Raw genomic sequence first — 17,389 nt, 5'->3', positions numbered from 1 at the left:
GTCGGTGCCGGTCACCGTGGCCCCGGCCCGAAGAGGTCTCACAATTCGTCACAGCCAATGCACGCTTCGTCACTGATTGGTGGCACAATCGTCGAGCAGTCGCCATCAATGCGGGGGAGCGCTGGTGTCAGAGCCCGTCAGACTCTATGACCGTGCGTACGAACGAGACCTAACCCACCAGTTGCTCCGTGACGTCGCACAAGGTGCCAGCCGGGTACTCCTGATCGAAGGCGCCCCGGGCACCGGCAAGACGACGCTGTTGAAAATTTCCCGGCAGTTCGCGGTCGAGTTGGGCATAGTCGTCGCGTCCATCGACACTTTCTCGAGCATCGAGCTGGGCACCGGCGGGCGTCCGCTCGGTCAGCAGCCCCCGGAACAGCCGATACTGATCATTATTGACGATGCCCACTCGGTCGACCCGACGCTCGTCCGCACTCTCAATCTGCATCTACGGCGGCTGGCCGAACGTCCCATGGCCCTATTCATGTCCCGTACTCCGGGCTTGGGTCCACCCGAGTTGGACCGCGCACTCGCCGCGTACGACGAGTTGATCGACCGGGTCAGCTTGGACGTGCTCTCCGAGGACGCCGTGCACGAACTCGTCGGCGATCTGCTGGGCGGGCCGCCGCCACCGGCGGTGCTGGGCCTGGCGGCCAACGCCGGTGGCAATCCGAGGCTGGTCATCGACCTGGTCGAAGGGTTGCGCGAGGAGGGCCGGCTCGACTCCGACGACGCGCATCGGGTGCCGGCCCGGGTGCGGCGCTCGGTCAACCGGGTCCTGGCCGGGCTTTCGGTGCAGGCCCAGCAGGTGACCCGGGTGGGTGCCGTGGTCGGGCACTCGCTCCTACTCGAACACGTCGCCCGCGCCCTGGACACCAGCACCGCTTCCCTGCTGGTGCCGCTCGCCGAGGTCATGGGTGCGGGCCTGATGCGGTACGAGGACGAGCACGTCACCTTCCACAACCGGATCATTCGGATGGCGGTGCTGGACGCCATCCCGCTGCCGGTCCGCCGGGCACTGAGCCACGAGATCGCGCAACTCGTGAACACCCCGGAGTCGGCGGCCACCGAACCCGCTCTCCAGGACCTCCGCCCAGCGGGGACGGTGGACGCGGTGCGCAGCCTCGTCGCCGCGGGATACGTACGGGAGGCCATCGACCTCGCCCGGCGGGTACTCGACAGTCCGATGGAGCCTGCGCTGGCCGCCGAGATCCGATCCGTGCAGGCCGAGCTGCTGGTTGTCAGCGGGCAGGCTCAGGCCGGTGTCCGGGAAGCTGAGGCCGCCCTTGCCACCCCGGGCCTCAGCCACGAATTGGCTGAGGCCGTCGGGGCCACCCGGCTGCTCGGGCTCCTCTGCCTCAACCCCGCACTCGCGCACACCGCGATCGACGACGAAAGAGGCGAAACCACGACGCGACCCATCGGGCCGCTCGGCGCGATGGCGACGGCAGTCCGCTCGGATATCGCGTGGACTGCCGGAGACATCGCGGCGGGACTGCGGCTGGGGCGGGCTGCGGCCCGGTCGTCGGACGAGACCGTGCCCTGGCCGCGCCTAGCGCTGGCGGACAAGCTGGTGGGAATCGGGGAATTCGCCGAGGCCGAGGCGATCCTGGACGCCACCGAGGCACAGTTGGCACGCCAGCACCTCAGGGCGTACCTCGTCCCGTGCGCGACCATCCGCGCGATGGCCCGGTTCCGGTCCGGTCACCTGGACGAGGCCGAGCAGCACGCCAGACACGCGGTGACCATCGGCGATCGATTCAACACCCTGTTGCTCGTGCCGCTGGCATATACCGTGCTCGCCCGGCTTGCGCTGCTCTCCGGCAACTTGCGGAACGCCGAGAAGTATCTGCGACAGTACCGGCGCAGGTCAGCCTCCGGGCAGGGGTATCCCCACTCTCCGCAGTTCGATTTCGTCGAACTGCTCGTGGTTGCCGCACGGGACGGGTTGGGCTGCGCCGGCAAGCTGCTCGGCGGCCCGATGGTCGGGCTGGTCCGGCGGATCCCGCTGCTGCTGCAGGAACCGGCCGCGTCCGCGTGGTGTGTCCGCGCGGCCCAGGCCGCCGACGACCCGCAGTTGGCCGCTCTCGCAGTGGCTGCGGTGGAGTCCCTGGCTGCGGCCAATCCCGACTTTCCGACTGTCGCGACAGCCGCAAGACACGCCAGCAGCGCCCACGAGGGAACGTTGGCGGGCATCGCCCACGCGGCGGTGGAACACCGGGATCAGTGGGCTCGCGATCTTGCTCGAACGGATCTTGAGACGCTCGTGTTGCGGCTGGAACGGGGCAGGCCAGACGGACCGGCGGGGAATGACCGACCGCCGGTCCGGCTGACCACGCTGACCGCGACCGAGCTGCGGGTCGCCCGACTTGTGGCCGCAGGTTTGACCAACCGCCAGGCAGCCGTTCAGCTCAACGTGTCGTCGCACACCGTCAACTACCACCTCCGCGGCATCTACCGGAAGCTCGACATCACCTCCCGTCTGGAGCTCGTGGCACTACGGCCTCAGCTCATGGAATGAGCGGCGACGGCTGTCCAGATCGGAGAGGACTGCCGCGGTGAGCGGGGTTGCCGCGCATCGCTCGGCCGCGAGGGTGAGCGCCAGCCGGTGGTACGCCACGGTCAGGTCGGCGACGGCGTCGGCCACCAGAAAGGGTTGGATGTCGTGCGAGAAGGCGTCCAGCGCGCTCACCAGACATCCCATGTGGGCGTACACACCGCACACGAGCAGTTGGTCCCGACCCCACGAGCGGAGCAGATCGAGCAGCGGCGTGCGGTGGAAGGCGCTGTATCGCCACTTGGTCAGTACCGTGTCCGCCACGTCGGGCGCCAGCTCATCCACGATCGCCCGGTGCTCGGGCGCCGCGCTCATTCCCTGTCCCCAGAAATCCGCCAGCAGCCCCCGATCCTGTTGACTCATCGAGCCTGGCTGCGCGGTGTAGACCACCGGTACGCCCTGCCGCGTGCACTCGTCGCGCAGTTCTCGCACGTTCCTGAGCAGGTCGACCGTCGGTGCCACCCGCTCCGGAAACGGCGCCAGGAAGTACCGCTGCATGTCGTGGATCAGCAGTACCGTCCGCCGGGAGTCCGGCCGCCAGGGCACGACCTGCGGCGGAAGCTCGTCGGCGGTGGGCATGGAATATGCCGCGATCGGCGGGATGGCGGCCCGCCTCGGCTCGGCGATGGTCGTCATGGTCACCTCCACGCACCTGCCACAGCGAGCGCCTGCTCTGGATTCAACCGGGGATCACACAGTGTGGTGTACCGCTCGACCGGGCTGCTCAGCTCGGTCTCGTCGGCCACGCACTCGCGTACCTCGAAAGGGGTGGTTTCCAGGTGTAGCCCGCCCGCGACGCCACCGGCCGCCGCGACCGCCGCCTGAAACTCGTCGACCTCGCGGAGGATGGCGTTGAGCATCCGCGTCTTGCGGCCGTCCGCCGCGCTCACGGTGTTGGCGTGCATCGGGTCGCAGAGCCAGATGACCGGGTGGCCGGCGGCCCGCACGGCCGCGACCAGTCGGGGCAGTCGAGTTCCGACCGCCTCGGCACCGTGGCGGGAGATGAAGGTCAACCGTCCCGGATCCCGCTGCGGATCCAGCCGATCGGCCAGGGCGAGCACCTCCGCCGGAGTGGCCGTCTTGCCGATCTTGCAGGCAACCGGATTGGCCAGTGCGGCCAGCAGGTTGACGTGCGCACCATTCACGTCACGGGTCCGCTCGCCTATCCAGGGCCAGTGCGTCGAGGTGAGGTAGTACGCTCCGTCGTCGTGCCGGCGTACCTGCGGTGCCTCGTAGGCCAGCACGAGGGCCTCGTGACTGGTCCACACCCGCGCCTCCGGCACCGGGTGCCACAGCTGACGCGCGGCCCGACGGGCGGCCTCGAAGCAGAGCCGCATCCTAGTGGGATCCGGACGGCGGGCCGCCGGGTCGGGGCGCGGGTCGTTGACCAGCGGCCCCCGGTAGGCCGGAAGCGCTTGTCCGTCCACCCACTCCGTCGCAGCCGAGCGGGGCTTGGCGAACTGCCCAGCGATCCGACCGACCTTCAGCACGGGTAGCGCGGTCCGCATCTGGACCACTCCGGCCAGTGCCTGCAACAGCCCCACCTTGCGAGCGACGTGCTCCGGCGTGCACTCGGCCGGATCCTCGGCGCAGTCACCGGCCTGCACCACATGCATCCGCCCCTGCGCCACATCGGCGAGCAGAGCGCGCAGCACCCGTGTCTCATCCGGCTCGACCAGCGGCGGCTGTCGCAGCAGTTCGATCCGGGTCCGGTCGACGAGATCCGGATCCGCCCAGGGCGGTTGTTGGGCGGCGGGCAGGCGCTGCGCACGGGCCGCCGGGGGGGCAAGCCGTGGCGCGGTATCAGCCCCGAGAGGTGCTGTCGAGACCGATCGAGGGGCAACCGTCTGTAATGCCATGTCGTTGACTCCTCCATCTGGTGATGCGGACGAGATCCAGCCCTGTCGACAGGCAGAAAGAACGCTAACGAGTCGAGGGCCGCCGTCACCTACCCCCGTGGGTAGACACGTCCGGGCCCCGCCACGGCCTCCCGCCGCCGGCGCTACCCGATCGCGTAGGGACGGCCCGGTCTGCGCCGGACAACCTGTCATGGGACACCGATGACGAGAGGAGGCAACCGCTGTGCGAGAGACACCCACCGTCGATCTGCCGGCGCTCCGCGCAGGGCAGTACGAGGACTTTGCACTGCTGTACCGTCCCCAGGCCAACGGCGACCAGGTCGAACTCCTGGCGGGCACAGTAGGCCGCATCGAGCGGCTGGCCGAGCTACCCGCGCCGACCGAGGCCGACCAGGCGGGGATCCATTCGCTGGTGGTGGTGCCCTTCCGGCAGGCGCACGAGCAGGGCTACGACTGCCGGGACGACGGGAGCCCGCTGCTCGTGCTGAACGTGCGGGCAACCGGGATGACGAGCCGGTCGGAGCTGCTGCGCCAGTTGCCCAACGCTCCGGTCGGGTTGACCGACGGCGGCTTCGATGACGGCGACGACGAATACGCCGAGACCATCCGCCGCGTCGTCCGGGACGAGATCGGCCGCGGCGAGGGGGCGAACTTCGTCATCCGCCGGACGTTCCGTGCCCTCCTGTCGGACGCTTCGATCGACACAGCGCTCAGCGTGTTTCGCAGGCTGCTCTCCGCCGAGCACGGCGCCTACTGGACGTTCCTGGTCCGCGCGGGCGGGCACACCTTCGTCGGCGCCAGCCCGGAACAGCACGTGGGCGTGGTCGACGGACAGGTGACCATGAACCCGATCAGCGGCACCTACCGGTTCGGATCGACCGGACCAAGCCCGGACGAGGTGCTGCGTTTCCTCGCCGACGAGAAGGAAGTCGACGAGCTGTTCATGGTGGTCGACGAGGAACTGAAGATGATGGCCCGCATCTGTGACCGCGGGGGTCGGGTCATCGGGCCCTACCTCAAGCAGATGGCCCGGATCGCGCATACCGAGTACCTGCTGGCCGGACGGAGCGGCCTCGACGTACGGGACCTGCTGCGGGAAACGATGTTCGCGCCGACGGTCACCGGCAGCCCGGTGGAGAGCGCGTTCCGGGTCATCAGTCGACACGAGTCGACCGGTCGGGGCTACTACAGCGGGGTCCTGGCACTGATCGGGCTCGACGGTGCCGGACGGCAGACGCTCGACTCGGCGATCATGATTCGGACGATGCATCTGAACCCGGGCGGCGAGTTGTCAATCGGGGTCGGTGCCACACTCGTCCGGCACTCCGATCCGCACGCCGAGGTAGCCGAGACCCACGCCAAGATCGCCGCCCTGCTGGATGCGCTCCAGGGCTCCGCCCGTACGCCCCGCCCCGCCCCCGCCCGGACGGCACCCGAGCTGAGTGACATTCCGCATGTGCGCCGGGCGCTGCGCCGCCGCAATCGGCGCCTCGCCCGCTTCTGGCTGGACGATCCGGACCGGCGCCACCCAGAGTCCGGACGGCTCACCGACCGGCGGATCCTGGTGATCGACGCTGAGGACCAGTTCACCACGATGCTCGCCCAGCAGTTCCGATCGCTCGGCCCGCAGGTGACAGTGGTGCCGTGGCATCGGCCGGTCGAGTTCGACGCGGCCGATCTGGTGGTTGTCGGTCCCGGGCCGGGCGACCCGCGTCAGTACGACAACCCGAAGATCGCTCGCCTCCGCTCACTCACCGCCCAGCTGCTGTCCACCGAACGCCGGTTCGTCTCCATCTGCCTGGGCCATCAGGTACTCGCTGATCTGCTCGGCTACGCGCTGATTCGCAAATCAGCGCCGAACCAGGGCCGTCAGGCCACCATCGAGTTGTTCGGACGGCCACGCCGGGTTGGCTTCTACAACACCTTCGCCGCCCTGGCCACCACGTCGCAGCCGGACGAAGAGTACGGGCCGGTGGAGGCGAGCTTCGATCCGCGAACCGGAGAGATCCACAGCCTCCGCGCCGCCCGTTTCCAGTCCCTGCAATTCCACCCCGAGTCGGTGCTGAGCATCGACGGTCTCGACGTTCTCGCCGAGATCCTGCACGAACTCCTCTCCGCCGAAGCCGTCGTCAACCACCGCTAGTACCAACAGGAGGACCGATGCCCAAGCTGATTCTCGCCAACGTCGACGGGCTGGCGATGAGCGGCAGCCCGCGTGACGAGGAGGACTACCGGTACAGCGCGATGGCCGCGGAACGGTTGCTGGTCATGGTCACCGAGGAGGACCTGATCGTGCTGCCGCAGCAGCCGTCACCGGCTTTCCTGGCCTACACCAACGCCCTGCTCGGTCGCAGCGTCAGCGACAAGCAGGTCATCGTTCCCGCCGGCGGCAACGATGGGCTGATCTGGTCGCACCAAGCGCTCAACGACGGTGACGTACGACGCCAAATCGAGCGCCGCGTCGGGTCGGTGCAGGGCTGGGACCTGGTCGCGTTCTTCCTCGACCGGCCCGCGATCACCCTCGCGGACACGCTCGGCCTGCGTCTGCCCGCCACCGCGGGCTACCTGCGCTCCGGTGGGGCGGAGTCACTGAACAGCAAGGTGGTGTTCCGGGAGATCGCCGCGGCCTCCGGCGCACCGCTGGCCCCCGGCCGAATCGCCGCCAACCCCGCCGAGCTGGCCGACGCCATGGTCGAGCTGCTTCCGGCCACTGGCCACGTGATCATCAAGCAGGACATAAACCTGGGCGGCGTCGGCAACACCGTGGTCACCCGGAGCGAGCGTCGTGACTTCGCCGGCTCCCGCAGCACCCTACGGGTGGACGACGATGCCGACCTGCCGGCCGTCGCGGCACGACTCTGGCCCTCGGTCGCCATCGGTCTCAACACCCGGGTGGTGGTGGAGTCCTACTTTCCCGACGCCCGCCCGCTGTGCTGCGAGTTCTTCGTCCACGGTCCGGGACGGGCACCGGATCTGCTGAACTTCGGCGAGATGCGGATGGCACCGGTCTTCGTCGGCCTGGAGCTGCACGGCGGCACCGTCAGCGACGTGGACTCCGCCATGATGGTCGCCCAGTGCGCGCAGATCGCCCGAGCCGCCGGCGAGCGGGGGTTCTACGGGTACCTCAACGTGGATTCCCTGCTGACCGCAGGCGGGGACGTCATGCTCAGCGAGATCAACGGGCGGATGGGCGGCTGCACGCACATCGACGTGCTGTGCCGCGCCCTGCTGGGACCTCGATACGCCCGCACCCATGCCCTGGTCACCCGCAACCGGGTACGCGTGTCGTCGTTCAGCGAAGCCCTGCGGGCACTGGCGGACGCCGGCCTGCTGTTCGACCACGGGCGGACCGAGGGGATCGTCTTCGCCGCCGAGGCCGTCGCAAGCACCGGAACCGTTGAGTACATCGCCATCGCCCGCACCTTGGCGGACGCCCGCCGGTTGGCCGCCGCCACCGACGCTGCCCTGCCGCTCGCACACTGATCTGTTACGGAGGTTCCTTGCCATGCAGCCGGAAACCACCGCGAGGAGCGCTGGCGTCGCGGCGCTCGTCGCTCTGGCCGTGACCGACTTCCTCGTCATGCTCGACGGTCTCCTCGTCACCGTGATCCTCCCCGACATCCAGCGCGAACTCGGGTTCTCCCAGGCCGACCTGGGCTGGGTGGTCACCGGGTACGTCCTGGTCTTCGCCGGCTGCATGCTGCTGGCCGGCCGGATCGCCGACCTGTACGGACGCCGCCTGCTCCTGCTGATCGGCTACGCGCTGTTCGGGGTCGGCGCGCTGCTCGGCGGGCTGGCCGACAGCGCCTGGATGCTGATCGCCAGCCGGGCGATCCAGGGTCTCGGCGCGGCGGCGATGACCCCCGCCGGGCTGTCGCTGCTGACTGTGGCGTTTCCGAGCGGCCGGGCGCGGGACCGGGCGCTCGGCGTCTGGGCCGCCGCGGGCTCGATCGGTATTCCCTCCGGTGCGCTGCTGGGCGGGCTGGTCGCGGGCGCCTGGGGCTGGCGCTGGGTCATCCTGATCAACGTACCCGCCGCAGTGATCGGTGGTCTGCTGGCGCTGCGCAGTCTTGAGGAGAGCAAGCTCCCCCGGGCCCAGCGCCACCTGGACCTGCCCGGCGCGGCGACCGTCACCGGCGGCCTGGCGGCACTGATCCTCGCGCTGACCCAGCTCGAACCGATGCTGCGTGGCGCGCCGACCATTCTCGGCGGCGCGGCGGGGTTCGTCGTGCCGCTGGCTGTCGGGATCCTGCTACTCGCCATCTTCGCCGCGATCGAGAGTCGTACCGCTCACCCGCTCGTCTCGCTACGCCTGCTGCGGGTGCCGGGAATCGTTCGTGCCAACATCGCCGCCGCAGGGCTGCCGGTCGGACTTGGCGCGATGATGTTCATCGCCACCCAGTACCTGCAGGCAATCCGCGGTCTGACACCGTGGGAGACCGGTCTGACGTATCTGGCCCTCGCGCTGCCGGTCACCGTGTTCAGTCCGGTCGCGGCACGCCTGTTGGGGTGGCTCGGTCGCCGGCGCACCGCCGCGCTCGGCTTCGCCCTGCAGGCGACCGGCCTGTTACTTTTCCTGACCGTCGGCCCGGACAGCAGCCTGCTCGGCACCGTGCTGCCGGCCTTCGCCATCACCGGTGCGGGCGCTCCGATCGCGTACATCCCGGTGACCGGGGCCGCCGTCGAGGATGTCGGCGACGACAGCGGGCTCGCGTCGGGTCTCTACAACACCACCCAGCAGGTGTCGAACACGATCGCCCTGGCCGCGATGGCAGCCGCCGTCGCGATCGGCAGCTCCGCCGCGGAGAGCGGCGGCGTGGCCACCTCGGTCACGGTGGACGGGGTACGCGCCGGCTTCGGCGCCGCCGCTGTGCTGGCGCTCGGTGCGGCCGTCGCCTCGCTGTTCCTCCGCCGGGAGGGAGCGGTGACCGCCTCCGCCGTACGGGAGACCACGGAACAGGGCCGGGAGCCGGAACTCGCCAGGGCCGAGCCGTGACCCGCTCGAGGCGGCCCGCCACGGTCGGTCGCGGCAACCGGGACGGACCGTCGACCCGACGGCCATTGGCGGGCAAACCGCCGCCGAGCTCGGTGAACATTGCCGGATTGTTACCGCGCCGTGTCCGGTAAGGGGGTGGACCCGAGCGAATGCAAACGCTTACATGTGGGGACGACCTATCGGACCGGCGCATGTACGGCTCTCCGAAAGCGCCGGCAAGGAAGGAGAACAGCATGGCGTCTGCCAGACTGCGCCAGGCTTTCGCGATCACCGGCGTCCTGGGGCTGGCGCTCAGCGCCACCGCCTGCGGCACCGGAAGCAGCAGCAATGACGGCGGCAGCAGCAACGCCGGTTCCGCGGAGTGCGCCCCGTACGAGAACTACCAGGGCCACGAGGGCAAGAAGGTGACGATCTACTCGTCCATCCGGGAGATCGAGGCCGAACGCCTCGCGGAATCGTGGAAGCAGTTCGAGGACTGCACCGGCATCGACATCGACCACACGGGTAACGCCGAGTTCGAGGCGCAACTCCCCGTCCGGGTCGACGGCGGCAACGCCCCCGACCTGGCCTTCATCCCCCAGCCCGGTCTGCTGCAGCGGTTCGCTGAGCAGGGCCAGATCAAGGCGGCCAGCGCCGAGACCAAGGCGATGGCCGAGGCCAACTACCCGGCCGACTGGCTGAAGTACAGCACCGTCAACGGCACCTTCTACGCCGCACCGCTCGGCTCGAACGTGAAGTCGTTCGTCTGGTACTCGCCGGCCATGTTCCAGGAGAAGGGCTGGTCCGTCCCGACCACCTGGGACGACCTGATCAAGCTCAGCGACACGATCGCGGACAGCGGCATCAAGCCGTGGTGCGCCGGCATCGAGTCCGGTGACGCCACCGGCTGGCCGGCCACTGACTGGATCGAAGACCTGATGCTCCGTACGCAGACCCCCGAGGTCTACGACCAGTGGACGACCCACCAGATCCCGTTCAACGACCCCCGGGTCGCCGAAGCGGTAGACCGCGCCGGCACCATCCTGAAGAACGAGAAGTACGTCAACGGTGGATTCGGCGGCGTACGCAGTATCGCCACCACGGCCTTCCAGGACGGTGGCTTGCCGATCACTCAGGGTAAGTGCGCGCTGCACCGGCAGGCGTCGTTCTACGCCAACCAGTGGCCGGAGGGCACCAAGGTCGCCGAGGACGGCGACGTCTTCGCGTTCTACTTCCCGGCCATCGACCCGGCCAAGGGTAAGCCGGTACTCGGCGGCGGCGAATTCGTGACGGCCTTCGCCGACCGTCCCGAGGTGCAGGCGGTGCAGACGTACCTCGCCTCCGGCGAGCACGCCAACAGCCGCGCGAAGATCGGCGACTGGGTGTCCGCGAACAACAAGCTCGACCTGGCCAACGTCGCCAACCCGATCGACAAGCTGTCGGTGGAGCTCCTCCAGGACGACAGCACGGTCTTCCGGTTCGACGGTTCCGACCTGATGCCCGCCGCCGTCGGTGCCGGGACCTTCTGGAAGGGCATGGTCGAGTGGATCAACGGCGGGAACACCGCCAACGTCCTGCAGGGCATCGAGAGCAGCTGGAAGTAATTCCGGCGGTGGGCCGGTCCGCCTGGGCGGACCGGCCCACCGGCTCTTTTGAGGACCCGGGGAGGGTTGATGGAGTTCGACTTTGCCGAGCAGGCACCCAAACTGATCATGCTGCTGTGGGGGCTGGTCGCCTTCGCGGTGGTGATCGGCGGCCTGCTGGTGCTGCTCGACGCGGTGCCGGCCTTCTTCGCGCGGCGACGCGAGGCGCGGTTCGTGGCCGCCACCGCCAACGGGGCACCGCCGCCCGGGCGGCCCAGGTCCCGCGAGGGGCTGTTCGCCACGTTCTTCCTCTTACCGACGGTGGTGCTGCTGCTGATCGGCCTGGTCGTCCCGGCGCTCCGGACCACCCTGCTGTCCTTCATGGACGGCGGCAGCCAGAACTTCGTCGGTCTGGACAACTACCGCTGGATGTTCGCCGACGACTCGATCGTGCGGGTGCTGCTCAACACCCTGGTCTGGGTGACCCTCGTTCCGCTCGTCGCCACCTCGATCGGCCTGCTCTACGCCGTCCTGGTCGACCGGGCCCGGCTGGAGGTGGTGGCGAAATCGCTGATCTTCATGCCGATGGCCATCTCGTTCGTCGGCGCCAGCATCATCTGGCGGTTCGTTTACGCCTACCGGGGGCAGGGAGAGGAGCAGATCGGTCTGCTCAACCAGATCATGGTCAGCCTCGGCGCCGAACCCCGGCAGTGGTTGCTCGACTCGCCGCTGAACACGCTGCTGCTCATCGTGATCATGGTGTGGATCCAGGCCGGTTTCGCGATGGTGGTGCTCTCCGCGGCGATCAAGTCCATCCCGGCCGACATCGTCGAGGCGGCCCGCCTGGACGGGGTGAATCCCTGGCAGATGTTCTGGCAGGTCACGCTGCCCAGCATCCGGCCCGCACTGATCGTGGTGGTGGTCACCATCTCGATCGCCACACTGAAGGTCTTCGACATCGTCCGCACCTCGACCAACGGCAACTACGACACCAGCGTGATCGCGAACGAGATGTACAACCAGGCGTTCCGGTACGGCCAGAACGGGCAGGGCTCCGCACTGGCGGTCTTCCTCTTCGTGCTCGTGATCCCAATCGTGATCTTCCAGATCCGCAACCTGCGTCAGCAGCGGCGGGAGGGCTGAGATGACCACCACCACTCCCCCGGTCGCCGCCGGCACCCAGGCCGTGGACAAGCGGTCCACCCGGGTGTCCCGGGTACGCAAGCGGCTCAACACCCGAATCGCGACCGTGTGCGCGATCGTCATCGCGATCGTCTGGACGATCCCGACCTTCGGTCTGTTCGTCTCCTCGTTCCGGCCGGAGGATCAGCTCAAGACCACCGGCTGGTGGACCTTTTTCCGCGATCCGCAGTTCACGCTCCAGAACTACCAGGACGTGCTGTTCGGGCAGTCCGCCTCCTCGGGCAGGCTCGCCAGTTACTTCATCAACTCGCTGGTGATCACCGTGCCGTCGGTGCTGTTCCCGCTCGCGTTCGCGGCGCTGGCCGCGTACGCACTCGCGTGGATCAACTTCCGGGGCCGGGACTGGTTGTACATCGGCATCTTCGCGCTCCAGATCGTGCCGCTGCAGATGGCCCTGGTGCCGCTGCTGAGCTTCTTCTCCCGCGGAGTCAGCCTGGGCGGCGTCACCCTGCTGCCCGCCTGGAACCTCGACGGCGCGCAGAACTTCGCCCAGGTGTGGTTCGCGCACACCTGCTTCGCGCTGCCCTTCGCCGTGTTCCTGCTGCACAACTTCATCTCGCAACTGCCGAAGGATCTGATGGAGGCGGCCCGGGTCGACGGGGCCACCCACCCCAGGATCTTCCGCACCATCGTGCTGCCCCTGGTTGCCCCGGCGCTTGCCGCGTTCGGCATCTTCCAGTTCCTCTGGGTCTGGAACGATCTGCTGGTGGCGCTCATCTTCGCCGGCGGCGGCGAGGGCACCGCGCCACTCACCGTCCGCCTCGCCGAACTGGCGGGCACCCGTGGCAACGAGTGGCAACGGTTGACCGCCGGAGCGTTCGTCTCGATCGTCGTACCGCTGATCGTGTTCCTGTCGTTGCAGCGCTACTTCGTTCGTGGGCTGCTCGCCGGCAGCGTCAAGGGTTGATCCGCCGTGGTGCCGTCGCCATCGGCGGCGGCACCAGGCGGGACGTGAGCGGGGTGTCACGTGACGAAGATCGACGATGTCGCCCGGCTGGCCGGCGTCTCCACGGCCACCGTCTCCCGCGCGTTGCGCGGGCTGCCGACGGTGTCGGCGGCGACCCGCAGCCGGGTGCTCGCCGCCGCCGAGCAGTTGCAGTACGCCGTGTCGCCGAGCGCCTCACGGCTGGCCGGTGGCCGGACCGGCACCGTCGCGGTGGTGGTTCCCCGGATCACCCGGTGGTTCTTCGGGGTGGTCGTCGAGGCGGCCGAGGACTTCTTCCACCGGGCCGGATACGACCTGCTGCTGTACAACCTGGGTGGGCGGGAGCAGAACCGGCAGCGCGTCCTGTACGCCACCCACCTGCACAAGCGGGTGGACGCGATCATGCTGGTCGCCACCCCGCTGCGGGCCACCGACGTGACCGCCCTGGCCGCGCTCGACCTGCCCGGCGTCACCATCAGCTCCGGTACCACCGTGCCGGGCTGGCCCTGCGTGCGGATCGACGACGTGGCGGCGGCGCGGACCGCCACCCGGCACCTGCTGGATCTGGGGCACCGCCGGATCGCGCACATCTCCGGTGACCCCGACGACGAACTCGCCTTCAGCGCTCATCTGGACCGGCGCCGGGGGCATCAGGAGGCGTTGCGCGCGGCCGGGTTGCAGCCGGACCCGAGCCTCGACGTGGAGTCGAGTTTCGACATCGCCGGCGGCACCCGGGCCACCGAGGAACTGCTCCGCCGGGGCGACCCACCGACGGCCATCTTCGCCGCCTGCGACGAGATGGCGATGGGCGCGCTGACCGCGCTGCGCGACGCCGGTCTGCGGGTGCCTCAGGACGTCAGCGTGATCGGCATCGACGACCACGCCCTCTCCGGGGTGCTGGGGTTGAGCACCATCGCCCAACCTGCGGTGGAGCAGGGTCGGTTGGCCGCTCAACTGCTGCTCGACCCCCTCTGCGGACGAGCCCTCGACGCCGACGTGAGCAAACCCGATTCGTCGGTGATCCTGGACACTCGGCTGGTCGTACGTGATTCGACCGCGCCCGCCCGGGCAAACTGAACGACAGCCAGCACGCCGTCGGGGCCGACCGGGCCCGGACGGCTCGACCATGGGAGCACGCTCTGAACCACGACGCGACGCACCAGAACCCCGCAACCGGCTGGTGGACGGAGGCGGTGATCTACCAGATCTATCCCCGCTCGTTCGCCGACTCGGATGGCGACGGCATCGGCGACCTGCCCGGGATCACCGCCCGCCTCGGCCATCTGGCGGAGTTGGGCGTCGACGCCGTCTGGCTCTCCCCCTTCTATCCGTCCCCGCAGGCCGACGCCGGCTACGACGTGGCCGACTACCGGGACGTCGAGCCGCTGTTCGGCACGCTCGCCGACGCCGACGACCTGATCGCGAAGGCCCACGCCAACGGGTTGCGGGTCATCGTCGACCTGGTGCCCAATCACACCTCCGCGGCGCACGCCTGGTTCCAGGCCGCCCTGGCCGCCGGTCCGGGCAGCGCCGAGCGGGAGCGGTACATCTTCCGCGAGGGCCGCGGACCGGGCGGTGCCGAGCCGCCCAACGACTGGCAGAGCGTCTTCGGCGGCCCGGCCTGGACCCGGGTGCCCGACGGCCAGTGGTACCTGCACCTGTTCGACACCGCGCAGCCCGATCTGAACTGGGACAATCCCGAGGTCCCCGCCGAGTTCCTGGACGTGCTGCGGTTCTGGCTGGACCGTGGCGTCGACGGCTTCCGGGTGGACGTGGCGCACGGTCTTATCAAGCAGGCCGACCTGGCCGACTGGCAGGAGCCGCAGGAGATCCTCTCCGGGCAGGAGGCGGACAAGCCCCGCCCGCCGATGTGGGACCAGGACGGCGTGCACGAGGTCTACCGTGAGTGGCGGCGGCTGCTGGACGGTTACCCCGGCGAGCGGATCCTGGTGGCCGAGGCGTGGGTGGAGCCGGCGGAGCGGCTGGTCCGCTACGTACGCCCCGACGAGATGCACCAGGCGTTCAACTTCGAGTACCTGCTCGCCGCGTGGACGGCTCCCGCCCAGTACGCGGTGATCACCCGATCGCTGGAGGCCACCGATTCGGTCGGCGCGCCCACCACCTGGGTGCTCTCCAACCATGACGTGGTACGCCACGCGTCCCGGCTCGGGCTGCCGATCGGTAAGCCCCGACGCAACGGCATCGGTGTCGGCGACGAGCAGCCGGACGCCGCCACCGGGCTGCGGCGAGCCCGGGCGGCCACCCTGCTGATGCTGGCCCTGCCCGGCTCGGCCTACCTCTACCAGGGTGAGGAGCTCGGGTTGCCGGAGCACACCACCCTGCCCGACGCGGCGCGGCAGGACCCGACCTGGGAGCGCAGCGGGCACACCCAGCGGGGCCGCGACGGGTGCCGGGTGCCGATTCCGTGGGAGGCCGACGCGCCCTCGTACGGCTTCGGGCCGACCGACGCGAGCTGGCTGCCGCAGCCGCCGGTCTGGGCCGAGTACGCGCTGGACCGTCAGCGCGGGGTGCCCGGCTCGACGTACGAGCTGTACCGGGAGGCGTTGCGGCTGCGCCGCGCGTACGGACTCGCTCGGGGCACCCTGGAGTGGCTCGCTTCCGGCGACGAGGTGCTGTCCTTCCGCAACGGTGACCTGGTGGTGTTCACCAACTTCGGGGCCGCCGCCGCCCCGGTGCCCGAGGGCGAGGTGGTGCACAGCAGCGGCCCGCTGAACGAGGACGGTTCCGTGCCCACCGACGTGACCGTCTGGGTCGAGGTCTAGGCGAGAGCGTGGTGCGGAACTGCCCTACGCGGGCGGTTCCGCACCAGGATCCTTTCGGCCGCGGGCGTGCAGCAGCTGTCGGACGTCGGCGATGTCCTTGGGTGAGGTGCGGGCGGCGAGCCAGTACATGACGCCGGTGGGGATGAAGAAGAGCTGGAAGGCGGCCAGCCCGACGGCGTAGTTCAGCGGCGGCGGGAAGGCCACCCGCAGCCCGTGGAACGCCACCCCGACCAGGCCGTTGCCGGCCGCCCGCCCCACCCCGTTGACCAGGTTGCCGAGGCTGTAGACGGTGCCCCGGTTCTCCGGCGGGTTGACGTCGGCGATCAGCGCGAACCAGTTCGGCGAGTTCGCCGAGGTGAGCGCCAGGGCCAGCACCGCGGCGAGCAGGCTGAGCCCGACCGTCGGTTCGCTCACCACGCTGGCCAGCACCGCACCGACGATCGCGCCGGTGCCGGCCCCGTCGGGCACGTCGATGCGCATCGGTACGAAGAACAACACCAGGTAGAACGGAAGCGCCGCGAAGATGCCGACGGAGGCGACCATCGCCCGGCCCGAGGGCGTACGCCGTTGCAGCGCGTCGCCGATCAACCCGCCGACGATGGAGAAGACCCCACCGAGTTGGAACAGCGTGGCGAAGACGCTGCCCACCACGATGGCGGTCGCCGCGGTGTAGCCCTGGTCCTCGGCCCGCTCGCGGAAGAGCACCGGCAGCCAGACCAGCGATCCGAAGGCGGCCTGCGCGGTGAGGCCTTGGAGGATGAGCCAACGGTTGGTCCGTCGGCCCAGGATGACGGGCAGGTCGGCCCGGCTGATCCGGTAGTCGTAGTCGTCGCCGGCGGCGAGCGCGGCGGCAAGTGCCGGCTCGCTCTGACCGCGCCGGATGTCGTAGGTGAACAGGTAGGCCGCCGTGGCGGCCAACCCGACCACGGTGAGCACCAGGAACGGCCGACGCCAGTCGGTCGCGCCGAGCAGCCCGCCGACGAGGGTGCCGGCCAGGGTGCCGACCCCCTGGGAGAGCCCCCAGAAACTCATCACCAGGCCTCGACGGCGCGGCGTGATGAGATCGGTGACCACCGAGTAACCGACCGACCCGACCGCACCGAGACCCACCGCGGCGAGCAGTTGCGCGGCCAGGAAGGTGGGGTAGTTGCCGGCCAGTGCGCTGCCGCCCAACCCGGCCACCCAGAGCAGTGTGCCGATCATGAGCAACGGCTTGCGGTTGGTCCGGTCTCCGAAGTACGCCCAACCCACCGCCGCCACCGCGCTGATCAGAAAGCTGATCGCGGTGACCAGGCCGAGCAGCCGTTGCGGCACCTCGAAGGAGTCGGCGATCGCGCCGTACAGCGGCGGCACCAGACCGATCGCCACGTTGTCCAGCGAGGCGAGCAGCACGAAGACCACGACGCTGTAGAGCCGGCGCGGCGCACTGCTGCCCCACCCCCGCACGGGTCCGCGTCTGGTCAAGGTCATGCGGGCAGCCAACCAGGGCGGGATAACGAGCCGA

The 17,389-nt window shown here is 69.6% G+C and carries 12 protein-coding genes; 9 read left to right on the top strand and 3 right to left on the bottom strand.

Annotated features, from left to right (window positions below; genetic code table 11):
* The first annotated feature begins 124 nt into the window (after positions 1-124).
* Positions 125-2,521, top strand: a complete 2,397-nt coding sequence (locus O3597_RS02695; RefSeq protein WP_281603170.1) for a LuxR C-terminal-related transcriptional regulator — start codon at positions 125-127, stop codon at positions 2,519-2,521.
* Here O3597_RS02695 and O3597_RS02690 read toward each other — a convergent pair.
* Together O3597_RS02690 and O3597_RS02685 are read right to left on the bottom strand one after the other, a co-directional pair.
* Positions 2,498-3,193 carry an isochorismatase family protein gene (locus tag O3597_RS02690; protein WP_164447912.1) on the bottom strand — a complete coding sequence of 232 codons (696 nt, stop codon included), beginning with the start codon at positions 3,191-3,193 and terminating at the stop codon, positions 2,498-2,500. The two genes, O3597_RS02695 and O3597_RS02690, sit on opposite strands and share 24 nt — an antisense overlap.
* A gap of 2 nt (positions 3,194-3,195) precedes the next feature.
* Positions 3,196-4,416 carry a 3-deoxy-7-phosphoheptulonate synthase gene (locus O3597_RS02685; protein WP_164447585.1) on the bottom strand — a complete coding sequence of 407 codons (1,221 nt, stop codon included), beginning with the start codon at positions 4,414-4,416 and terminating at the stop codon, positions 3,196-3,198.
* Positions 4,417-4,639: 223 nt separating this feature from the next.
* Between O3597_RS02685 and O3597_RS02680 the strand changes: the two genes are divergently transcribed.
* From O3597_RS02680 to O3597_RS02645, 8 genes are all read left to right on the top strand, one after another.
* Positions 4,640-6,559 (top strand): chorismate-binding protein, encoded by a 1,920-nt coding sequence (locus tag O3597_RS02680; protein WP_281603169.1) that lies wholly within the window; start codon positions 4,640-4,642, stop codon positions 6,557-6,559.
* 17 nt (positions 6,560-6,576) lie between these two features.
* Positions 6,577-7,899, top strand: coding sequence for a peptide ligase PGM1-related protein (locus O3597_RS02675; protein WP_164447587.1), 1,323 nt, complete (start codon positions 6,577-6,579; stop codon positions 7,897-7,899).
* A gap of 22 nt (positions 7,900-7,921) precedes the next feature.
* Positions 7,922-9,412, top strand: coding sequence for an MFS transporter (locus tag O3597_RS02670; RefSeq protein WP_164447588.1), 1,491 nt, complete (start codon positions 7,922-7,924; stop codon positions 9,410-9,412).
* Positions 9,413-9,645: 233 nt separating this feature from the next.
* Positions 9,646-10,995 (top strand): ABC transporter substrate-binding protein, encoded by a 1,350-nt coding sequence (locus O3597_RS02665; RefSeq protein WP_164447589.1) that lies wholly within the window; start codon positions 9,646-9,648, stop codon positions 10,993-10,995.
* Between the two features lie 69 nt (positions 10,996-11,064).
* On the top strand, positions 11,065-12,117 hold the full coding sequence (locus O3597_RS02660; protein ID WP_164447590.1) for a sugar ABC transporter permease: 1,053 nt from the start codon (positions 11,065-11,067) through the stop codon (positions 12,115-12,117).
* 1 nt (position 12,118) lies between these two features.
* The gene (locus O3597_RS02655; RefSeq protein ID WP_164447591.1) at positions 12,119-13,084 is read left to right on the top strand and encodes a carbohydrate ABC transporter permease; all 966 of its coding nucleotides are present in this window, start codon (positions 12,119-12,121) and stop codon (positions 13,082-13,084) included.
* Positions 13,085-13,144: 60 nt separating this feature from the next.
* The gene (locus tag O3597_RS02650) at positions 13,145-14,179 is read left to right on the top strand and encodes a LacI family DNA-binding transcriptional regulator (RefSeq protein WP_164447592.1); all 1,035 of its coding nucleotides are present in this window, start codon (positions 13,145-13,147) and stop codon (positions 14,177-14,179) included.
* 62 nt (positions 14,180-14,241) lie between these two features.
* A complete protein-coding gene (locus O3597_RS02645; protein WP_281604453.1) occupies positions 14,242-15,885 on the top strand; it encodes a glycoside hydrolase family 13 protein in 1,644 nt (547 codons plus the stop codon).
* 24 nt (positions 15,886-15,909) lie between these two features.
* Here O3597_RS02645 and O3597_RS02640 read toward each other — a convergent pair whose 3' ends face one another.
* Positions 15,910-17,355 (bottom strand): MFS transporter, encoded by a 1,446-nt coding sequence (locus O3597_RS02640; RefSeq protein WP_281603168.1) that lies wholly within the window; start codon positions 17,353-17,355, stop codon positions 15,910-15,912.
* Positions 17,356-17,389 lie beyond the last annotated feature (34 nt).

It is taken from the genome of Verrucosispora sp. WMMA2044 (assembly GCF_027497155.1).
Lineage (GTDB): Bacteria > Actinomycetota > Actinomycetes > Mycobacteriales > Micromonosporaceae > Micromonospora > Micromonospora palythoicola.
The sequence above is the reverse complement of the archived record's forward strand: the minus strand, read 5'-3'. Positions and strand labels throughout refer to the sequence as shown.